We start from the raw sequence: 19,427 nt of genomic DNA on the forward strand, positions 1-19,427 counted from the left end.
CGGGCCCGCCGGCCCGGGCCCGGAGCATCGCCCTGGTCCAAAGTCCGCAGCCCGCCGTCCGGAGCCCGTCGTGTCAGCTGGAGGTCGGGCCGATGTTCACCGCATCACCGCGCGGCAGGTACACGGTCACCGCTGTGCTCCGATCACTGCGCAGCACCACGAAGTGTGAGATGCCCGAGATCCGGACGGGTGCTGTGCCGGTGACCTTCTGGATCTCGGCTGCGGTCGCGGTCCAGTTGACCACCGCCCATCGGGTGCCCCAGAAGTCGTAGCCATACAGGCGGTATCCGGCGCCCTTCCGCAGACCCGTCAGGGTCGCCCGCACCTGCACCGAACCGTCCACCTCGGTGAGCGACACCGCCATCCCGGCACCGCTCTCCACATCGGTCGCGGAGGCGGCCACGCTCACCACGCCAAGCCCCGGCGGGGCCGAGTCTTCATGGCCGCCGCGCAGTAGCGCGTTCGCGGAAAGGCCGCCCACGGCGAATGCGGCGGCGAGCATCCCGCTGGAAATCACCAACGCCCGGGTACGTCGCACCGGCCGTGGGCGTCCAGTCACCGCAGGCGTGGCAGCGAGCGGCTGCACGGCCGCCGGCGCCGGCTCGGCGGACGGAACCGGCCGGACGACGGGCTTGGTCCGCACCCCCGGTGCGACCCTCGGGACCGCAGGTGCGGCCTCCGGCGCTGGTCGGTCGGACCGCGGCATCTTCACCACGGGCGCGACTCGGTTGGTCGGTGGCGCCTGCCCGGTCGGGGCCCTACGCGGCACTGCCGGTGAGCCGACGGACGCGTTGCGTCCGACAGCGGCGGGCGGTGGGGTACGGGCCGCAGGCGGCTCAGCGGGCTCGACGGCCGGCAAAGCCACGGCCGTCGACGAGGTGGCGGGTGTTGCGGCAGTCGTGGCGTTCTGCGGCGAATTGGCGGCCGGCGGGGGATCGGCCGGCGTACCGGCGGGACGCTTCGCGGGCTCGGACGGCGGTGCGGAAGCAGACGACGCGGGCAAGGGTGGCGTGGTGGCGGGAGCGATGGTGACAGGTGTCACGGCCGGAGGGGTCGTGGCAGGAGAATCCGAAGCCTGTTTGCGGCCGAACCATCGGGGCCGGTGCGGCCAGGGCATGCCGCGCCGCTGGCCAGACCCGTCCTCCGGCTCCTCGACGGGCGCGAAGCGTTGCGGAAATGCCGGGGGCACCGACGTGCCGAGGGCCCCGTACTCATTGACGATCGCGTCTCGCTCGTCGGCCAGCAGGGCGAGCGCACCGAGCAGATCGCACACCTCGGCCGCCTCGTCGCGGCACGCCTCGCAGCTGTCGAGATGCGCACGCACCGCAGCGGCAGCCTCCGCGTCGAGTTCGTCGAGGTGATAGAGACCGAGCAGCTCCCCGACGTGCTCGGCATCGTCCGCCACGTGCATCAAATCCCCGGTCCGCTCGCTTCCAGTCGTGGGTCCCGATGGGGTCGTGATCCGTCTCTCGCCCATGCCGCACGCCGAGGGCTTCCGGGACTCAGCCGAGCATGCTGGGTCCATACCGGAATCTGAAGGTCCCTCAACAGGGACGTCCAGGGAGTGCCATGTCTGCCTGGAACACCTGCGGGGGCCAGGCACCGGGCCCAACCCCCGTGTGGCTGGGCTGTCGTCACTCCTTTGTCTGCGCCGACTTCGCCCCGACGGAGGCCTTGGGATCGGTCGCCGCAGTCGGCGGCGTAGCCGTGCCCGGCTCGGACGGAGCGGGTGCCGCCGGCACGCTTACCTGCTCCCCGGGGCGGGGAGACGCCGGCGTTTCCGGGGCATCATCGCCGGGTCGGACCCCGGGAGTGATGGCGGCCATCTCCCGCGATTCTCTCGGCCGGACCGTTGGCGGGCGGGTGGCAAGGGGCGGGGTGTCGTCTCCGGCGGGCGGCTCGGGCGTGTCCTCCTCGGGCATCGGTTCGCCGCGCAGCAGCCGGCGGATACGGAAGATCAGCAGGACGGCCGCAGCGAGAGCGACCAGCGTCACGACGACGAGCAGGGCTGACCGGCCGCCTGTTGATCCGGAGGTGAGCCGGGTGAAGCCCTGCTCATCGGCTTTGGCAGGTACGGCTTCCTCTGGCAGCACCTTCGTGACCGACCGGGCGGGGTTGATCAGGCCCCAGCCGAAGTTGGCGTTGGGCGCGGTGCCCGTGCCCATCTGGTCGGCGGTCACCTTGACCCGGTGGACGACCTGCTCAGCAGTCAGCTCGGGGTATGCGGACCGGACCAGCGCGGCGGTGCCGGCGACGAAGGCCACGGCATAGTGGGTGCCGCTGCCGGCGACCGAGCCGGTGCCGGTGATGCCGATGCTGCTGACGTTGACACCCGGCGCGACCACGTCGACGCCACCCAGAAGGTAATCGGCGGCGGCCTGACCGTCCACGCCGACCCCGCCCACGCGCAGGGTGCCGTCGCCGATTGCGGCCTCCGGGTTGATCGAGACGGATTTCGGCAGGGCACCGAGTACGACGACGATGTCGTGCTCAACCGCCTCGACGATGGCTTCCGCGACGGTCTCGTCGTTGCTGTCTACGTACGATCCCAGTGCGATGACGGTGGCGCCAGCGGAGACCGCCGCCTGGATTCCCGCAGCGGCGTCGGTGGCCCGCACCTCAGTGCTGGTCTCGGCGATCCGGACGGGCAGGATCGTGGAGTCAGGCGCGATGCCGGTCACACTGCCGCCGGAGCCGCCCTGCGCGGCAATGAGCCCCGCCATGGCGGTGCCGGTGCCGAGGCAGTCGGTGTCGCCCCGGCCACTGTCGGAGACGATGTCCGAGCCGACGGCAAGGTGGCCGGTGAGCTGCGGCAGGCTGCCGTCGACGCCGGAGTCGACCACGGCGACGAGTTGGCCCTTGCCCCGGCTCTGCGGCCATGCCTGGTCGGCGGCGAGTCGCAGCTCCGCCCAGCTGGGGGCGCTGTTGGACGCGGCCGCGGTCGCGCACCGGCCGCCCTTGCTTGTCGTGTTGCCGCTCGACGGGCTTTTCGTGGGCGCGGGTGCGGTGGTGCCGGTCCCGCCGGCCGACGGGACCGGCCCGGGGGAAGGCGACGCCGAGGGTGTATTCGGCTTCGGAGTCACGGCCGTCGTCGGTGACGTGTCGGGCAGGATGCCGTACTGCACACCGCCGCCGACGGCGTCCCACGGAAGGATCAACAACCAGCCGGGGTTGAGGCGCGCGGGGTCCACGAGCGCGCCGCCGTCGGGTTGTTTCCGGCCGGAGTTGAGATTGAACAGCTCGAAGGAGCGGGCCGAGTCGCCGAGGAAGCGTTCAGCGATCTCGCTGAGGTTCTCCTTCGCGCCGTTGTGGGAGGAGGTGACCGTGTAGTACTTCACGTAATCGTCGGCGTGTGCGGCCGTTGCGCCGAGCCCGAGCAGTGCTGTCACCGCGCTCACCGCCAAACCCGCACGAACTGCCGCTCGCGTGATCAAGGACATCCGTTCTTCACCTTCGTCGTAGCTGTCCAGGATTGAACCGGGCGGTGCGGCCGGACGTCTCAAGGACCAGCCCATTTCCCCGGGGAGTACTCATGCAGTTCGGCATCTACAGCATCGGCGACCGCACACCCGACGCCCGGACCGGTCACCGGCCGACCGACCGCCAACGGATCAAGGGCATCACGGCGGTCGCGGGCAAGGCCGAGGAGATCGGGCTCGACGTGTTCGCCATCGGCGAGCACCACACCGACGGGTATTCCGCCTCCTCGCCCGCCGCTCTGCTGGCCCACGTCGCGGCGAATACCGAGCGGCTGCTCCTGTCGACTGCAGCCACGCTGCTCACCACGAACGACCCGGTCCGCATCGCGGAGGAGTACGCGACGGTGCAGCATCTGGCGGACGGTCGGTTGGACGTCATGCTGGGCCGCGGGATCAGCGGTCGGGTGTACCCGTGGTTCGGCCGGGAGATCGCGGACAGCCGCGACCTCGCCGTGGAGAACTACGAACTGTTGCGCAGGTTGTGGCGTGAGGACAAGGTGACATGGTCCGGGCGGTTCCGTGCCCAACTGGACGACTTCACCTCGACGCCGCGTCCACTCGGCGGGGTGCCGCCGTTCGTCTGGCATGCTGTCACGCGCAGCACCGAGGGCGTCGACATGGCCGCACGCTACGGCGACGGACTGTTCGCGAACAACATCTTCTGGCCGCCGGAGCACACCCGCCGACTGGTGGACCACTATCGCGCGCGGTGCGCCGAGTCCGGCGTCGGTCAGGCCGTCGTCGGGCTCGGCGGGCAGGCCTTCATCCGGCACCGCAGCCAGGACGCGGTCGCGGAGTTCCGGCCGTACTTCGACGCCGCTCCGGTCTACGGCGGCGGGCCGTCGTTGGAGGAGTACCAGAGGTCGACACCGCTGGTGGTCGGCAGCCCACAGCAGGTGATCGACCGGGTCCTCGGGTTCCGGGAAATCGCTGGCGACTATCAGCGCCAGATGTTTCTCATCGACCATGCGGGCCTTCCCCTGAAAGTCGTTCTGGAACAGCTCGATCTGCTGGGCGAGCACGTAGTGCCGGTGCTACGTGCGGAAACGTCCGGGGTGGCAGGTCCACCGGCGCATCCCGCGTGTGCTCCCGCACCACCGTCACCGTCTGACCCGACGGCTCACCCGGTCTGTACGGGCGTCGGGGCGCCGGTGGCACCGGGCAGGTAGACGGACACCACCACCCCGCCCGCCTCCGGCGAGACGGTGAAGAACGACAGCTCATCGAGATGCACGCCGTCCAACTCGGCCGTCAACTCCCCGACGGCCGGGCCGCTGGTCCAGCGGTGCACCGGCCGACTCTGCCCGTCGATGGTGACGGCGTAGAGCACGTACGCGGTTCCGGAACGCAGCCCGTTGACGGTCGCGCGGATCGCGACACCGCTGTCGCCTCCGGTGACGAAGACGGATGCGGAGGCGCCGGACGTGGCATCGGTCGCCGTGGCGGCGACCGACATCACGTCCGGTCCGTCCGGCGGCGGCGGGTCGCGCACCACCGCAACGAGACCGAGGCTGGCGAGGATCAGCGCGAAGACCAGCAGACCACCCTCGCGGATCAGGCGTGCCCGGCGGGAGGCCCGCGGCCGGTCGGCCTGGCCGGGGTGGCCCGATGCCCGTCCGCCCGATGCCCGGCGGTCCGATGCCCGGCGTTTCGGCCGTCGCCGGGGCTGGGCGACGTCGGCACCGTCGCCGAGCAGGGCCAGCGCGGCCAGAGTCTCGACGAGTGCCTCCGCCAGGGCTCGACATGCGGCACATCCCGTCAGGTGACGATGGATGACATCGCTCTGTGCCGCGTCGAGTTCTCCCAGATAGTGCAGTCCGAGGAGGCGTTCCTCGACGTGATCGTCCGGCACCGTCATCCCTCCTCCGTGCGTCACTACTTGACCAGTGTCTGTGCGTCACGTAGATGGCTCGCGACCGCCGTGGGTTCACGACGCGGCGGGCTTTTTGGCGGCACCCGCGGCGACTGAGCCCTTTCCCGGGCGGACCGCGAATCCACGACTGGCCAGGGCCGTGTGCAGTGCCCGCAAGGCATAGAAGGTGCGTGACTTCACTGTCCCGGCCGGCACGTCGAGGATCTCGGCGACCTCGGCCACCGAACGTTCCTGGAAGTAGATTTCGACAAGAGTGATCCGTAACCGTTCGGGAAGCGAGTTGAGAGCCGCGCGGACCTCCTGCGCGTCCAGCCGCTGCTCGATCGGGTCCTCAATACGGGCATGCATGTCGATGTGCTCGTCCGAGAGTTCGGCAGGGCGTACTTCGGAGGCTCGGACCTGGTCGATGAAGATCCGCTTCGCGACGAGGAAGATCCAGGCGCGACTCCACCGCCCGTCCGCGTTGCGGGCCTCCGGGTTACGCCAGGCCCGCAGTAGAGCCTCCTGCACGATGTCCTCGGCCCGGTGCACGTCACCGTGCGTTAGCCTGGTCAGGAAGCTGAGCAGCACGGGACCATGGACCTGTTGCAAGTGACGCAGCGCGTCGGCGTCCGCATCGTGGGGCAACGATCTGGGCGGCAGGCGATGATGAGGGGCGCCGTCAACCACCCGTCCATTATTCACGCGGGGACGTGAGTCCAAAATGCGGGGACACGGGGTCAGGTGGCCGGACGGTGGTCGGGAGTGGCGTCCACGGGGGAGATCTGTTCGTGCGGGAGGGTGCCATCGACGTCCCTCTTGCGGGACAAGGCACCCGTCCCGGCAGGTCGGTGACTCGGCATGACCGACGGCGTGAGTGTCACAGCCTGACTTCATCCGATAACCCCGAAACGGGGTGACTACCCACAATGGACTCATTGGTACCCAAGCGGAAATATGAAGTTCACGCCTGTGGCATCCGTTACAGATCGTGAGCGGGTAGGTTTGTCCGATGTGGTCGTCGCACGAGCGTCGCGTCGAGGTACATGGTTGACGGTGATGTACCCCCGATGGTGGCGGGTAGTCCGCGCCGAGGCGCGTGAGGCATGCGGCGGCACACGTGACGATCCGCGTCTCGGGTCAGCCGGCCAGGGTCAGATTTTCCTCCTGGGTCGTTGAACCCTGATGTTGCCTCGTCCGTCTGAAGAGAGCCAGATTTCCCGATATGCAGCCCAGAGTGAGTCGATGACTGAAAAGAATGTCCTCAAGCGAGCGCGGTGGCGGCGTCAGCTGGCCACGACGCGGGCGCGAGTCGAGATCATGGCCCTGTTCCTGACGCTGATCCTCTTCGGAGCGGTGGCCTTCGCCGTTGTGCCGGCCGTCGCGAACGACGACAAGCTGGTCGGTGAGCCGGTGCCGGAGGACCTCGTCCCGGCGATCGTCGCTGCCGCCTTGTCCTGTCCCAGTCTGAACCCGCCGAGGCTCGCCGCTCAGATCATGGCCGCCTCCGGCTTCTCCGAGGGCGGGCCGCACGGCAACATCGCCGCGATGGATCCGGCCTCCTGGGCGGAGTGGCGGCCGACCTCGTCGGCCCGGGTCACCGATCGGGCCGCGGTCGTGACGGCGGTCGCACGCCGTACATGTCAGCTGGTCGGCCAGGTTCGAGCCGGCGGGCTCGACGGTGACCTGTGGCCGGCTGCGGTGGCCGCTGAAGAGGTCGGTGCCGCCGCCGTGGTGCAGGCCAAGGGAGTCCCGAAGGCACAGCAGCAGCGCGTCGACAGGGTCAGCGGATACGCGAGTTGGTACGCCGACCGCGACGAGTTGGCCACCAAACCGCGAGGGGGTGTCGGCGCGGCTGCGGAAACGACCGCTGTGCCGGTATCGGACGACCTGGTGCCGGCGATTCAGTCGGCGGGGGCGATCTGCTCCGGCATCACGCCGGTGCGAATCGCCGCGCAGCTACGTGCCCTGTCGAACTTCAACGTCAACCTCCGTTCAGCAGACGGTGCAGTGGGCATCGCCCAGTTCACTCCCGAGCTATGGCAGACGTATCGCGTCAGCAAGGACGCTTCGGCGTGGGATCCGCAGCATGCGGTCGTGTCGATGGGTAAGGCCATGTGCGGGCTGTCCCAGGAACTGAGACTGCTGAATGGCGGCGACCCGTACGTGCTGGCTCTCGGTGCCTATCAGTGGGGAGCTGCGGTGATCCGCCAGGCCGGTGGTCTGCCGCGGACCTCCGTCCCGCATCTCGCCGACCGGGTGATGGCGCACATGGCCGAGTACGAGAAGGACACCCGACTCACGGTTCCAGTCAAGGATAAGGTGCCGCAGAAGTCCGAGGATGCCAAGCCCACGTCTGCGCCGTCCGCGTCACCGTCCGGGGAGCCGGATGCGTCGCCGTCCGCACCATCGTCCGCGGCGGCGGACGAGGCGACCGGCAAGAAGACCGGGGGAGCGGCGACCGAGACCCCCAAGCGCGCCCAGCCACCGGTGAAGGCGCCCGACTCCGGCGGCTCGGCCGGCGGCTACGGCCCGTACTTCATCTTCAATCATCGTACGAAGCTGTGCGTCGACGAACCCGGCACCGGCGCGGGCAAGCGCGACGGACCGGTGAACCAGGACGTGTGTGTAAAGAAGGCCGCGGACAACCAGGAGTGGCAGTTCGTGCCGCGTGCCGTGGACAGCGAGGGCTACCAGCTCTACTGGATCCGCAACCCCGACGACGGCTATTGCATCGACCCGCCTGGCCTCGGCGCAGCTCCCAACGAGGCTCAGCTCAACGTGACCGGCTGTTACGACCAGGACAACCAGTACTTCCGGCTCGAACCGCGGCTCACCTCGGGCGGATGGCAGTACTACTGGCTGCGCAACGTCGCGTCGGACATGTGCATGGAGGTTCCCGGCGGGGGGACCGGAGGTTCGGGCGCTCGGCTCCAGATGGTCCCGTGCCTGACAAATGACGACCATGACTGGGCTCTCGTCGGTAAGGCGGAGTGGTAGTCACGACAATGTCCGGCTGAGGTTCCGGGGCGGCGGGCGCCGCGGCCCCGGAACTGGTCGGTGTGTCTGGCCCAGGTCGTCCTCCTGGCGGACGCTGCGAGATGCATTCTGGCGGACAGTCGATTCCCTGCCTTCGGTGGCGGGACGCGTTGCTGGTCCGGACGGTGCCACGGCCGAGGCTGATGGGTTCGTCTGAGGACGGGAACTGCTCCAGCACACCGCTGCTAACCTGGCGTCGTGCGGACGGTGGAACTGCTCTGCTCGGCGGAGCTCGATGCCGCCGTCCGGGCGGCCTGGGGCCGGCTCGCTGCGGCCGGTCTGCCGAGCCTGGCCCGTAACACCCATTCGTCGAATCGTCCGCACCTGACTCTCGCCGCGGTTGACGAGTTCCCGCCCGGGGCTGTTGCCCGCCTCGCCGCTCTGTTGGACGCGGCGCTTCCGCTGCCGGCGCGGCTCGGCGACGTGACGGTGCTCGATGGTAGTGCGTCGCTGGTCTGGCTGGTGGAGCCCGCCGCTGAACTGGTCGAGACGCACCGAGCGGTGTGGCGGGTGCTCGAAGACGGAGAAGGTCATAATCCGTGGCACCAGCCCGGCCGTTGGACGCCGCACCTCAGCCTCGCGCTTCGCTTCCGAGACGCCGACTGGACGCTGGTGCGCGCCGTGGTGGGAGCCGTGTCCGCCGGGTCGTTCGTGGCGGCCCGCAGTTACAACAGCGCCGACCGGTCGGTGCAGCCCTTGGCCGGTTACGGCGGTTGACCCGGGGAAGAGTTGCGGGTCAGCAAGGGTTGGGTTGTCGGCCGGACCGTACGCGACCGGAGCCCCACGGGGCGCGGCACGCCACCCTGCTCTGTACTATGAAAACCGTTTTCCCTAGACCTCGAAGACGAGGCCGCAGAAGCTGACCTCGCTTCTCGATCGCCGGCCCGCACGGATGCGGGGTCGGCGGGTGGTGGCCCGGTCCGGAGTGAGCTGGGGGGCCCCGGTTCTGACCGGTCGCACGTCGCCGATCTTGTAACTGCTCAACCCGCAGGAGTTCCGATGGCTGTCCCGAAGCGGCGGATGTCTCGCAGCAATACCCGTCATCGTCGCGCTAACTGGAAGGCGGTGCCGGTCGACTTGGTGCCCATTCAGATCGGCAGCATGACCTACCGAGTTCCCCGGCGCCTCGTCCGCGCCGTACAGCTCGGCCACATCGATCCGAGCAGCTTGCGCTGAGCCGACGCCGCCCGGTCCGGGCACCGTCCCGGTCGGCTTGTGAGCGCTGGATCGTGGCTGTTTGCGGCGGATCGGGAGGACGTGACCGACCTGAGGGGCCGTCCGGGCAGCGCCGTGCCCGGGCTCGGCACCCCAGGTCGGGTTCCGGTCATCGCGCCCACCGCACTGGGCATCGGTCGCCTGACACCCCTACGGGCTGACGATGAGCGGCGAGGCGGGTAACTGGCTTGCCCGACACAGTTCCGCTGCCTGCGATACGGCCTACGAGTGGTCATCACCTGGGCTGCCGAGGACAGAGAACCTGAGACCGCACTCGAGCAGGCGCTGCACGATGAGCCGAACCCGGTCGAGGCGGCCGTCGGAATCGCCACGGTCTGTCGCCTGCTGGCCATCGAGCTGGCTGCGGCCACCGGAACAACCGAGACGGAGGTACTTCGCCGGCTGGATGTCACTGTCGACCGGTTGCAAGGCACCGGCCACAACGTGGGTTAGCGCGCTGCCGATCCGGATGTGGTGACGGTTCTTTGACCGCCCGGCGGATGCAGAATCTCCCTCGCTTCTGCACGGAAGCGACCGTCGCCGCCTGTACCGCGAGGGCGTGGGCCCGCGCCGCAGCGTCAACCTCCGCCTGCCGTGCGGGATTGCCGAACTGTCGCTGCTTCTTCCTCGCCATGGCGCAGCCTACCGGTGACCTCGTGCTGTCCAACTGTGCGGCAGTCACGGTCGATCACCACGGCCCACGCGTGCAGGTCGCCGCTCGCACCGGTGGCGATCTCTGCGGTATTCACTGTTGCTATCTACTGGTACCCAGTGATACTGTCTACCAGTAGTTAGCGTCGCTGGGTAGCGAGGAGATGGGGACATGGGCAACCAACTGACCGAGATGCTGAAGGGCACCCTCGAAGGCATCGTCCTGGCGATCCTGGCCCGCAGGTCCGCGTACGGCTACGAGATCACCGCGTGGCTGCGCGACCGCGGGTTCTCGGACATCGCGGAAGGCACCATCTACGCACTGCTCGTCCGTGTAGAGCAACGGGGGTTCGTGGACGTGGAGAAGGTGCCTTCCGAGAAGGGGCCGCCGCGGAAGGTGTATTCGCTCAACGCGAAGGGGCGGGACCAACTCGCCGAGTTCTGGAGGACCTGGAGCGTCCTCACGGATCGCATCGAGCAACTCCGTCACAACGGCAACCAACACGAAAAGGGAGCATGAGCATGGCCGCGAAGTGGATCGAGACGCTCGTCGGATCGCTGGAGCAGAAGAAGCAGTACAAGCACCACATGGCCCGGATCGAGGCCCTGCCGGAGCCCTACCGTGGCGCGGCGAAGGCGCTGCACCGGTATTTCATGTACCACGGCGGGATCCTCGACGGCGACACGCTCACCACCATGTTCGGCGACTTCGTCGACCTCTGGGAGCGCGCTGTCGCCGACGGAACGCCGGTCCGCGCGATCGTCGGCGACGACCCGGTCGAGTTCGCGGAGACGTTCCTGCAGGCGTACGCCAGCAGGCAGTGGATTGACAGGGAGCGCGAGCGCCTGCGGAAGGCGATCGACGCTGCTGACCACAACAACGGTGAGGAGAAGAGCGAATGACCACCACGGCTCGCGAACCCGCGATCAGGGTGCAGGCCATCACCAAGTCCTTCAAGGACCTGCACGTGCTGCGGGGCGTCGACTTCGACGTGGCGGCGGGGAGCATCTTCGCGCTGCTCGGCTCGAACGGCGCCGGCAAGACCACGCTGGTGCGGATCCTGTCGACGTTGCTGAAGGCGGACAGCGGCACCGCCACCGTCCAGGGGTTCGACGTCTCCTCGGCTCCGGCCGAGGTACGCAAGTCGATCAGCCTGACCGGTCAGTTCGCCGCGGTGGACGAGGTGCTCACCGGCCGGGAGAATCTGATCCTGGTCGCGAAGCTCCGCCACCTGAAGGACCCGGGGGCGACCGCCGACGATCTGCTCGCCCGTTTCTCGCTCACCGATGCCGGCAACCGCAAGGCGGGAACGTACTCCGGCGGTATGCGCCGCCGGCTCGACATCGCGATGAGCCTGGTCGGCAACCCGCCGGTCGTCTTCCTCGACGAGCCGACCACCGGCCTCGACCCGCAGGCCCGCATCGAGGTCTGGCAGACGGTGAAGCAGCTCGCCCAAGGTGGCACGACCATCCTGCTGACCACGCAGTACCTCGACGAGGCCGAGCAACTCGCCGACCGGATCGCGATCCTGCACAAGGGCACGATCATCCAGAACGGCACCCTCACCGAGCTGAAGCAACTCCTCCCGGCCGCCAAGGTCGAGTACATCGAGAAGCAGCCGAGCCTCGAGGACGTCTTCCTCGCCCTCGTTGGCGAAACCAGTGACACCGCCGCCGACCAGCCGGCCACGCCCGCAGGAGAGGAATCCCGATGACCGCCCATGCTCTCAGCGACACCGGAACCCTCACCGGCCGCTCCCTGCGCCACATCCTGCGCAGCCCGGACACCATCATCACCACCGCGATCACCCCCATCGCGCTGCTGCTGCTCTTCGTGTACGTGCTGGGCGGAGCCATCAACACCGGCACCGGTGAGTCGTACATCAACTACATGCTTCCGGGCATCCTGCTCATCACCATCGCGTCCGGCATCGCCTACACCGCGTACCGTCTGTTCCTCGACATGCAGGCCGGCATCTTCGAGCGCTTCCAGTCGATGCCGATCTCGCGGCCCTCCGTACTCTGGGCGCATGTCCTGACCTCGCTCATCGCCAACCTGGCATCGCTCGTGATCGTCATCGGCGTCGCGCTGATCATGGGATTCCGCACCGGCGCGTCAGTGGTCAACTGGCTGGCCGCCGCCGGCATCCTGATCCTGTTCACCCTCGCCCTCAGCTGGATCGCCGTGATGCCGGGCCTGACCGCCAAGACCATCGACGGCGCGAGCGGCTTCAGCTACCCCCTGATCTTCCTGCCCTTCATCAGCTCGGCGTTCGTCCCCACCGACTCGATGCCCGGTCCGGTCGCGTGGTTCGCCGAGAACCAGCCGGTCACGTCCATCGTGAACACTCTCCGCGCGCTGTTTGCCCAGGAACCCGTCGGCAACGACCTGTGGATCGCCCTCGGTTGGTGCGTCGGGCTGCTCGTGGTCGCGTACCTCGGCGCGACAGCGATCTACCGCAGGAAGATCAGCTAGCCGGTCGCAGCAAGGCGGCGCCGCGTCCCCTGTGGATGCGGGGCCGCCTTTTCTGCGTGGTCCGGCCAGCCGACGGTGAGTTCGGCCGAGCGGTCAGTGGTGGCCCGGTTGCCGATCCTCGCCACGGCGGCGGCCCTCGTCACGCAGGTCGCCCGATCGGCCGCGACGCAGGGCACGTTCGAAGACCAGGCGTTGCGCGCGTACGTACCTCGCGTCGTTGAGGTACTGGAGGTGGTGTCCGTCCGCGAGATGACCGGCGAAGGCGGCGTTGCCGGCGGCTGCCTGGGCGTGCATGAAGTCGACAAGTGCGTGCAGCCGGGCCACCGTGACGTCGATCAGGTCGGCTCGCGCACTGTCGTCCAGCCCGTAGCGGTCGCAGAACGTGCGGAGCCGGGCGGCCTGTTCCTCCACGGTTCCGAAGCCGTCCGTGTTCTCCGGTGCGGTCATCGGCACCCAGCGGTAGGCCGCGTAGGCGACATCCCAGATCCGGGGTCCGGGCTGGGCATGGTCGAAGTCGATGATGCCGACGACGCGGTTTCCGTCGAGCACACAGTTGTGCGGTGCGTAGTCACCGTGACAGATGACCTCCACCGGTTCGGTCGCCGCCACCTGCCAGCCGTCGCGTGGCGCTCGCCGCGCGTACTCGGCTGTCGCGTCGTGGTACGCCCTCAGCAACGCGGCCGCACTCTCCAATGCCTCGACCGAGGCCGCGGCCGGGGTGGGTGGATAGTTCGACACCTCGCCCGGCAGGAAGTCGAGGAGCTCGAAGCCGGGCTCGCTGGTGTCGCGTACCCGGGGTGCCGCCGCGAAGCCCTGGGCGGCGAGATGCCGCAGTAGTTCATGGACCCGGGCAGACCAGGGTCCGGTGGGGCGGCGCACCGTGTCGCCGATCCGAACGACCTCGTTCACGCCGCCGCCGGTCAGGATCTCCCGCTCCACCAGCCGTCGGGAGCGGCTGTGACCGACGACCGCGAAGGCGACCACTCGCCTGGTCCACGGGCGGACCCGGATCGTGACGACGTCCCCGTCGCGGCAGTCGCCGGCCCACTGGCTGGGCAGGCCCCAGGCCGTGGTACGGTCGCCGGTGCCGTCGTCCACCGCCAGGTAGTGCAGCCATGGTCGGGCCGGTCGGTCCTCACCCTGGTTCGTCGTGCGCCACACCTCTAGCCACAGCACCTCGCCGGTGACGGTCCGCTCCGTGACGAGGTCCGCGACGCCGCGCACCAGCGTGTGGCCACCAGACACCAGCAGTACCAGGCCCACGACGACGACGCCGGCGGTCACCATCGTAAAGATCTGCTCCGCCTGGTCGGCCGAGTTGGGCACGAGGTCGAAGTCGGGGCCGAAGACCTTCAGCAGGAACCCGCCCACCGCGATGCTGATCGCCGCGCGCGGCAGCAGCTTCGGCAGCGTCTGGCCGTACCGGGCGGAGAAGCGCGGGTAACGTACCCGGACCCGGTGCCACGTGCCACCGAGCGAGGACCAGACCAGTTTCCTGTTGCCCATGCCGAGGTCGAGGACCGTGCTGGTCAGTCGGGTGGCGCCGACGGCCGCGCCGTAACTCAGATAGCGGTCCCAGATCGCCACCGACGCCGGTGGTAGTTCGTCGAACTGCTCGTGTCCGCGTAGCCAGTCACGGACACCGAGCCAGTGTGCGGCCACCTGACGGCCGAGGGGTGTGTCGCGCTCGCCCGGTGACAGTCCCGCGATGGCGGTGAGCACGCCGAAGACGACGATTCCGCCCCCGACAACCGGGTTCCCCTCGGTACTGTGCCAGCTGCTGTAGTGCCACAACACGACAACGACGACCACCGCGACGACCCCGGCGGCGGCGGTCATCAGGCTGGTCACGGCGGGGCCGAAGCGCCGCCGGGACAGCCCGGCAGCCCGGGCGTCCGCGACGACCTGTGATCGCAGCCGTCTGTTCCACGCCTTTGCCTGCGCGGCGTCGCGGAAGCTCAGCGCGGTCAGGGGTACCACGCCGTCGACCGCCAGCCCGCGCACCCGGTCGCGCACGTGGCGTTCGTACGGCCGCAGCCCGCTGTCGTCGGGCGGGCTCGGCGGCAGGTGCAGCGTGGTCCGCATCGGATCGTCGTCCGGTTGACGCAACTCGAGGAAGCCACGGGCGGCCAGGTCGAGCAGAGTCGACTCGGCCGCGTCCTCGGTCACCGACCAGCGGTTGACCAGCAGGCTGACCACGGCGGGTGGTTCGGTCCCGAGTTCCATGGTGGCCGGCGCGGGCGTCGGACTGGCCGGCCGGGTGAACCCGCGGACCAGGCCGTACGCGCCGAACCAGGCCCCGAGTGCGACCGCGGTCGCCACCAGATCGAGAAACAGTCGGGAATCCACAGGGCCCGTCCCGGTCAGGAACGCACCTGGACGGCGGCGCGTTCTCCGTCGAGGGCCTCGAAGTAGTCCGTCGATCGGAAACCGCCCAAGCCGGCGATGAGGTTGGTCGGGACGGACTGCACACTCGTGTTCAACGTCTGGACGGCGCTGTTGTAGAACTGTCGGGCGTAGGCGATCTTGTCCTCGGTGCGCGTCAGTTCGCTGTGCAGGGCCGCGAAGTTCTGGTTCGCCTTGAGGTCCGGGTACGCCTCCGCCAGCGCGAACAGCCGACCGAGCGTCTGGGTCAACACGTTCTCGGCGCCCGCGCGGACGGAGACCTCGGGCGCGACGGCGGCGGCCATCGCGCCGGTGCGGGCGGCCAGCACCGCCTCCAGCGTGCCGCGTTCGTGCGCCGCGTAACCCTTGACCGTCTCGACCAGGTTGGGCACGAGGTCGTACCGACGCTTGAGTTGGACGTCGATCTGAGCCCACGACGCCTGCACCTGGTTGCGCTGGCGGACCAGACGGTTGTAGGCGCTCAGCGCCCAGCCGATCATCAACACCGCCGCCAGGCAGAACAGCCCTGCGGCCCCGATGATGGAACCGGTCTCCACCCGAACTCCCCGAATCCCGTCGTGGACCACCTCGACGATCCGACGGCCCGTCGACGCTGAGCATGGGCACACCGGAAGCCGTCCGCAATCGGGCGAATGGCTGGCACCCTGCCGGCGGCGGCAGGAAACGTGGACGTCGCCCGGATCCTGACGGAACGATCGTGAAGAAGGCATTGTCCTCGGTGGCCCAATGCGGTGGATGCACCACCTACCGGCGCAGCAGCGCGTTGAGTCGGGCGGCCTGCCGCGTGAGGTGTTCGACTTCGGGCAGGCTGGGCGCCGATCGGGCGGCTTCGGCGTAGAGCCGTGCCGCGATCGGCAGGTCACCGTCCCGCTCGTGCAGGTACGCGGCGACCGCGGCGTACCGGGGCAGGGCGGGGTCGAGGCCCGCCAGGGCGGCCAGGCCGGCTCGTGGTCCGTCGGCCTCGCCGACGGCGACCGCCCGGTTGAGGCGGGCCACCGGGCTGTCGGTGAGGCGGACCAGCTCGTCGTACCACTCGACGATCTGCACCCAGTCGGTCTCCTCGGCCGTGCGGGCGTCGGCGTGCAGCGCGGCGATGGCAGCCTGCGCCTGGAATTCGCCCAGGCGGTCGCGGGCCAGGGCGTTCTGGAGCACCTGCACGCCCTCGGCGATCAGGCGGGTGTCCCAGCGGCTGCGGTCCTGCTCGGCCAGCGGCACCAGGCGGCCGTCGGCGGTGGTTCGCGCCGCCCGGCGGGCGTGGTGCAGCAGCATGAGCGCGAGCAGACCCGCCACCTCCGCGTGTCGGATCCTGGCCGCGAGCTGGCGGGTGAGTCGGATCGCCTCCGCGGCGAGGTCGACATCGCCGGAGTAGCCCTCGTTGAAGACCAGGTAGAGCACGCGCAGCACGGTGCCGACGTCGCCGGGCTGGTTGAACCGGACTCCACTGACGGTCCGCTTGGCCCGGCTGATCCGCTGCGCCATTGTCGTCTCCGGCACCAGGTAGGCCCGGGCGATCTGCCGGGTGGTCAGGCCGCCGACCGCCCGCAGCGTCAGCGCCACCGCCGAGGCCGGGGTCAACGACGGATGCGCGCACAGGAAGTACAGCGCGAGCGTGTCGTCGATCGGCTCGCTCGGTCCGGGCGCGGGCTCCACCTCCACCAGGGCCTCGCGCCGTCGCCGTGCGGTGTCCGCGCGGGCCACGTCGAGGAACTTTCGCCAGGACACGGCGACCAGCCAGCCCTTCGGGTCGCGCGGCGGGTCGGTCGGCCATGCCCGGACGGCCTCGACAAGCGCGTCCTGCACGGCGTCCTCGGCCGTCGCGAAGTCGACTCCGCGACGGACGAGGATGCCGATCACGGCGGGAGTAAGGGTCCGTAGGACGGCCTCATCCACCGTGCGTCACTCCGAGATGGTCGGCGGCTCGTTCAGGAACGGCCGCACCTCGAGCCACTCGTGCAGCGGCTTCCCGCCAGCACCCGGCGCCGCCGACAGCTCGCCGGCCAGCTCCAACGCCCGGTCGTAGGTGTCGACGTCGATCACCATCCAGCCGGCGATCAGATCCTTGGTCTCGGCGAACGGACCGTCGGTGACCGGCGGCCGCCCCTCGCCGTCGTAGCGGACGAACGTTCCCTCCGGGGAGAGCGCCTGCCCCTCGACGAACTCGCCGGTCTCTTCGAGCCGAGCTGCGAAGTCGCGCATGTACTGCACGTGGGCCGAGATCTCCTCGGGCGTCCACTGGTCCATCGGCACGTCGTACAGCGGGGTCGGGCCGCCACGGTAGTGCTTGAGCAGCAGGTACTTGGCCATCGGATGCTCCTTGTCAGGTACGGGCCATTGTGGCCGCGTTCGTACCGAGGACGGAGCCCGACCCGGCTTCTCGACATGCCGCCGGGAGATTTTTCGCTGAAGTTCGTCGGCGGCCCTCACGCCGGTTCGTCCGGCACCCCGGCCAGGCAGGTCAGCGCCCGGGCGGTGGCTGCCGGCGTGGCGGGCAGCAGCGGAGGGCGGACGAGCGGTGTCGGGATCCGCCCCTGGGCGTGCAGCACCGCCTTGACCACGGCGGGGTTGGGCTCGGCGAACAGCGCGGCCGAGAGGGCGGCGAGCCGGTGGCCGAGCGGCCGGGCCCGGGCGACGTCGCCGGATCGCCAGGCCGTGACCAGGTCGGCGTAGTCGGCGGTGGCGAGATGGGCGGAGGCGAGGATGCCGCCGGCCGCGCCGAGGGCGAGCAGCGGTGAGACGTACGCGTCCTCGCCGCAGAGCACCGCGAAGTCGGCGGGCGGGTCGGCCAGCAGGGCGATCGTGTCGGCGTCGATGCCGCCGACCGCGTGCTTGACGCCGACCAGGCCGGGCAGCCGGGCGAGGCGGCGCAGTGTCGGCGCCAAGCTGCTGCCCGGTGCGGTACGGCACGTGGTACGCGACCAGCGGCACCGGTGACTCCTCGGCCAACCGGGTGTAGTGGGCGAGTACCGCCTCCTCGCCCGGGCGCAGGAACGGCGGGACCAGGCAGAGCGCCGCGGTGACCTCGGGCCGCCCGGCGAGTGCCCGCAGCTCCGGCGCGGCGTGCGCGCCGACCAGGAGACCGGCCCGGTGCTCCCGACAGACGGCGGCGATCGCGTCGACCACCGTCTGCTGCTCGGCGGCGCCGAGGGCGTGCGGCTCGGCGGTGGTGCCGAGGGCGACCAGACCGGCCGCGCCGGCGGTCAGCACCTCCTGGGCGAGCGCGCGCAGCGCGTCGAGTGCGATCGCGCCGCTCTCGTCGAACGGCGTGATCATCGGTACGTAGAGACCGGCTGATGTCATGCCTCCAGCCTCCGACCGAAGAAGGTGAAGCACCAGCTCCGATTACTCACCGAATACGTAAGCTGAACTGATGCTTGACGTCCGTCGCCTGCGCCTGCTGCGGGATCTTTCCCACCTCGGCACCATCGCCGCCGTGGCCGAGGCGCACACCTAGACGCCGTCCGCCGTGTCCCAGCAACTCGCCGCGCTGCAACGCCAGGCCGGCGTGACGCTGCTGGAGCGGGCCGGTCGGCGGGTCGCCCTGACCCCCACCGGGGTGGCGCTGGTCCGGCACGCCGAGGTCGTCCTCGCCGCGCTGGAGGCGGCCGACGCGACTCTCGTCGCCGCGCGGGGCGGGCTCTGCGGCACGGTACGCATCGGCGCGTACCCCAGTGCGGTGCGTACCCTGCTGCTGCCCGCCCTGGTCGCGCTCGGCCGTGACCATCCCGCGCTCGACCTGATGGTCACCGAGTTGGACCCGGTCGCGGTGCCCGACGCGCTGCGCGACCGCCGCCTCGACGTGGCGCTCGTGCACGACTACGACATCGTGCCCGTCGAGGCGGGCCCGGCCTTGGACTCGGTGCCACTGCTGGAGGAGACGGTCCACCTGGCCGTCGGGGCGGACCGGAACCTCACCGGCGACCCGATGCGCTCGGTACGCGACGCGGACTGGATCGTGGGCAGCCCGGGCACGCTCTGTCACTCGGTGACCCTGCACGCGTGTGAACTGGCCGGCTTCCGCCCGACCGTGCGTCATCACGCGGACGACTTCACCGCCGTGCTCGCCCTGGTCGCCGCCGGTCAGGGCGTCGGTCTGGTGCCGCAACTGGCTGTCGGGCGGCCGCCGGCCGGGGTGGCTCTGGTCCCGCTCACCATCCGACGGCGTACCCGGATCGCCTACCGGCAGGGTGCGGGTGGCCATCCCGCGGTGGCCGCGAGCGTCGCCGCGCTGCGGGTCGCCGCCTCGGACCTGCCCGGCGAGCACCCGACCGGGTCCTGAGACGCCGCCGCGTCGCACCCGCCGCCGGTCCCC

17 protein-coding genes and 3 pseudogenes are annotated in these 19,427 nt (G+C 69.9%); 10 read left to right on the forward strand and 10 right to left on the reverse strand.

Annotation, left to right across the window (positions count from 1 at the left end; all coding sequences use genetic code 11):
• Window positions 1-73: 73 nt before the first annotated feature.
• The 3 genes and pseudogenes from ENC19_RS30630 to ENC19_RS25035 all read right to left on the reverse strand — a co-directional run bounded on the left by ENC19_RS30630 (window position 74) and on the right by ENC19_RS25035 (window position 3,389).
• Window positions 74-517 (reverse strand): hypothetical protein, encoded by a 444-nt coding sequence (locus ENC19_RS30630; protein ID WP_216592951.1) that lies wholly within the window; start codon window positions 515-517, stop codon window positions 74-76.
• A 783-nt stretch (window positions 518-1,300) separates the two neighbouring features.
• Window positions 1,301-1,525, reverse strand: a pseudogene (locus ENC19_RS31945) (zf-HC2 domain-containing protein); the annotation flags it as partial.
• Window positions 1,526-1,634: 109 nt separating this feature from the next.
• The gene (locus ENC19_RS25035) at window positions 1,635-3,389 is read right to left on the reverse strand and encodes a S8 family serine peptidase (protein ID WP_164449507.1); all 1,755 of its coding nucleotides are present in this window, start codon (window positions 3,387-3,389) and stop codon (window positions 1,635-1,637) included.
• A 143-nt stretch (window positions 3,390-3,532) separates the two neighbouring features.
• Between ENC19_RS25035 and ENC19_RS25040 the strand changes: the two genes are divergently transcribed.
• Window positions 3,533-4,648 carry a CE1758 family FMN-dependent luciferase-like monooxygenase gene (locus tag ENC19_RS25040; protein ID WP_164449508.1) on the forward strand — a complete coding sequence of 372 codons (1,116 nt, stop codon included), beginning with the start codon at window positions 3,533-3,535 and terminating at the stop codon, window positions 4,646-4,648.
• On the opposite strand, the gene ENC19_RS25045 is transcribed toward ENC19_RS25040, so the two are convergent.
• Together ENC19_RS25045 and ENC19_RS25050 are read right to left on the reverse strand one after the other, a co-directional pair.
• Window positions 4,600-5,337 (reverse strand): anti-sigma factor, encoded by a 738-nt coding sequence (locus ENC19_RS25045; RefSeq protein ID WP_164449509.1) that lies wholly within the window; start codon window positions 5,335-5,337, stop codon window positions 4,600-4,602. The two genes, ENC19_RS25040 and ENC19_RS25045, sit on opposite strands and share 49 nt — an antisense overlap.
• 69 nt (window positions 5,338-5,406) lie before the next feature.
• A complete protein-coding gene (locus tag ENC19_RS25050) occupies window positions 5,407-6,021 on the reverse strand; it encodes a sigma-70 family RNA polymerase sigma factor (RefSeq protein ID WP_281603293.1) in 615 nt (204 codons plus the stop codon).
• A gap of 495 nt (window positions 6,022-6,516) precedes the next feature.
• On the opposite strand from ENC19_RS25050, the gene ENC19_RS25055 reads away from it, so the two are divergent.
• The 8 genes from ENC19_RS25055 (at window position 6,517) to ENC19_RS25090 (ending at window position 12,712) form a co-directional block, all read left to right on the forward strand.
• Entirely contained in the window at window positions 6,517-8,331 is a 1,815-nt protein-coding gene (locus tag ENC19_RS25055) for an RICIN domain-containing protein (protein ID WP_164449511.1), read from the forward strand.
• A 237-nt stretch (window positions 8,332-8,568) separates the two neighbouring features.
• Window positions 8,569-9,087, forward strand: coding sequence for a 2'-5' RNA ligase family protein (locus ENC19_RS25060; protein ID WP_164449512.1), 519 nt, complete (start codon window positions 8,569-8,571; stop codon window positions 9,085-9,087).
• A 282-nt stretch (window positions 9,088-9,369) separates the two neighbouring features.
• Window positions 9,370-9,546: a 50S ribosomal protein L32 gene (gene rpmF, locus ENC19_RS25065; protein ID WP_164449513.1), complete on the forward strand. Its 177-nt coding sequence runs from the start codon at window positions 9,370-9,372 to the stop codon at window positions 9,544-9,546.
• Between the two features lie 267 nt (window positions 9,547-9,813).
• Window positions 9,814-10,038 (forward strand): hypothetical protein, encoded by a 225-nt coding sequence (locus ENC19_RS25070; protein ID WP_235945087.1) that lies wholly within the window; start codon window positions 9,814-9,816, stop codon window positions 10,036-10,038.
• Between the two features lie 370 nt (window positions 10,039-10,408).
• Window positions 10,409-10,756: a PadR family transcriptional regulator gene (locus ENC19_RS25075; protein ID WP_164449514.1), complete on the forward strand. Its 348-nt coding sequence runs from the start codon at window positions 10,409-10,411 to the stop codon at window positions 10,754-10,756.
• 2 nt (window positions 10,757-10,758) lie between these two features.
• Window positions 10,759-11,139, forward strand: a complete 381-nt coding sequence (locus ENC19_RS25080; RefSeq protein ID WP_164449515.1) for a DUF1048 domain-containing protein — start codon at window positions 10,759-10,761, stop codon at window positions 11,137-11,139.
• The gene (locus tag ENC19_RS25085) at window positions 11,136-11,951 is read left to right on the forward strand and encodes an ABC transporter ATP-binding protein (RefSeq protein ID WP_164449516.1); all 816 of its coding nucleotides are present in this window, start codon (window positions 11,136-11,138) and stop codon (window positions 11,949-11,951) included. Before ENC19_RS25080 ends, ENC19_RS25085 begins: the two co-directional genes overlap by 4 nt.
• Window positions 11,948-12,712, forward strand: a complete 765-nt coding sequence (locus ENC19_RS25090) for an ABC transporter permease (RefSeq protein WP_164449517.1) — start codon at window positions 11,948-11,950, stop codon at window positions 12,710-12,712. Before ENC19_RS25085 ends, ENC19_RS25090 begins: the two co-directional genes overlap by 4 nt.
• Before the next feature lie 93 nt (window positions 12,713-12,805).
• On the opposite strand, the gene ENC19_RS25095 is transcribed toward ENC19_RS25090, so the two are convergent.
• The 5 genes and pseudogenes from ENC19_RS25095 to ENC19_RS25115 form a co-directional block, all read right to left on the reverse strand.
• Window positions 12,806-15,061, reverse strand: a complete 2,256-nt coding sequence (locus ENC19_RS25095; protein ID WP_164449518.1) for a DUF2207 family protein — start codon at window positions 15,059-15,061, stop codon at window positions 12,806-12,808.
• A 14-nt stretch (window positions 15,062-15,075) separates the two neighbouring features.
• Window positions 15,076-15,654, reverse strand: coding sequence for a LemA family protein (locus ENC19_RS25100; protein ID WP_281603296.1), 579 nt, complete (start codon window positions 15,652-15,654; stop codon window positions 15,076-15,078).
• Between the two features lie 208 nt (window positions 15,655-15,862).
• Window positions 15,863-17,008 (reverse strand): RNA polymerase sigma factor, encoded by a 1,146-nt coding sequence (locus tag ENC19_RS25105; RefSeq protein ID WP_164449519.1) that lies wholly within the window; start codon window positions 17,006-17,008, stop codon window positions 15,863-15,865.
• Window positions 17,009-17,014: 6 nt separating this feature from the next.
• Window positions 17,015-17,422 carry a YciI family protein gene (locus tag ENC19_RS25110; protein ID WP_164449520.1) on the reverse strand — a complete coding sequence of 136 codons (408 nt, stop codon included), beginning with the start codon at window positions 17,420-17,422 and terminating at the stop codon, window positions 17,015-17,017.
• Between the two features lie 116 nt (window positions 17,423-17,538).
• A pseudogene (locus ENC19_RS25115) lies at window positions 17,539-18,415 on the reverse strand (dihydrodipicolinate synthase family protein).
• A gap of 70 nt (window positions 18,416-18,485) precedes the next feature.
• Here ENC19_RS25115 and ENC19_RS25120 point away from each other — a divergent pair.
• Window positions 18,486-19,394 (forward strand): annotated as a pseudogene (locus tag ENC19_RS25120) (LysR substrate-binding domain-containing protein).
• Window positions 19,395-19,427 lie beyond the last annotated feature (33 nt).

The organism is Verrucosispora sioxanthis, assembly GCF_010560025.1.
In the GTDB taxonomy this organism is placed as follows: domain Bacteria; phylum Actinomycetota; class Actinomycetes; order Mycobacteriales; family Micromonosporaceae; genus Micromonospora; species Micromonospora palythoicola.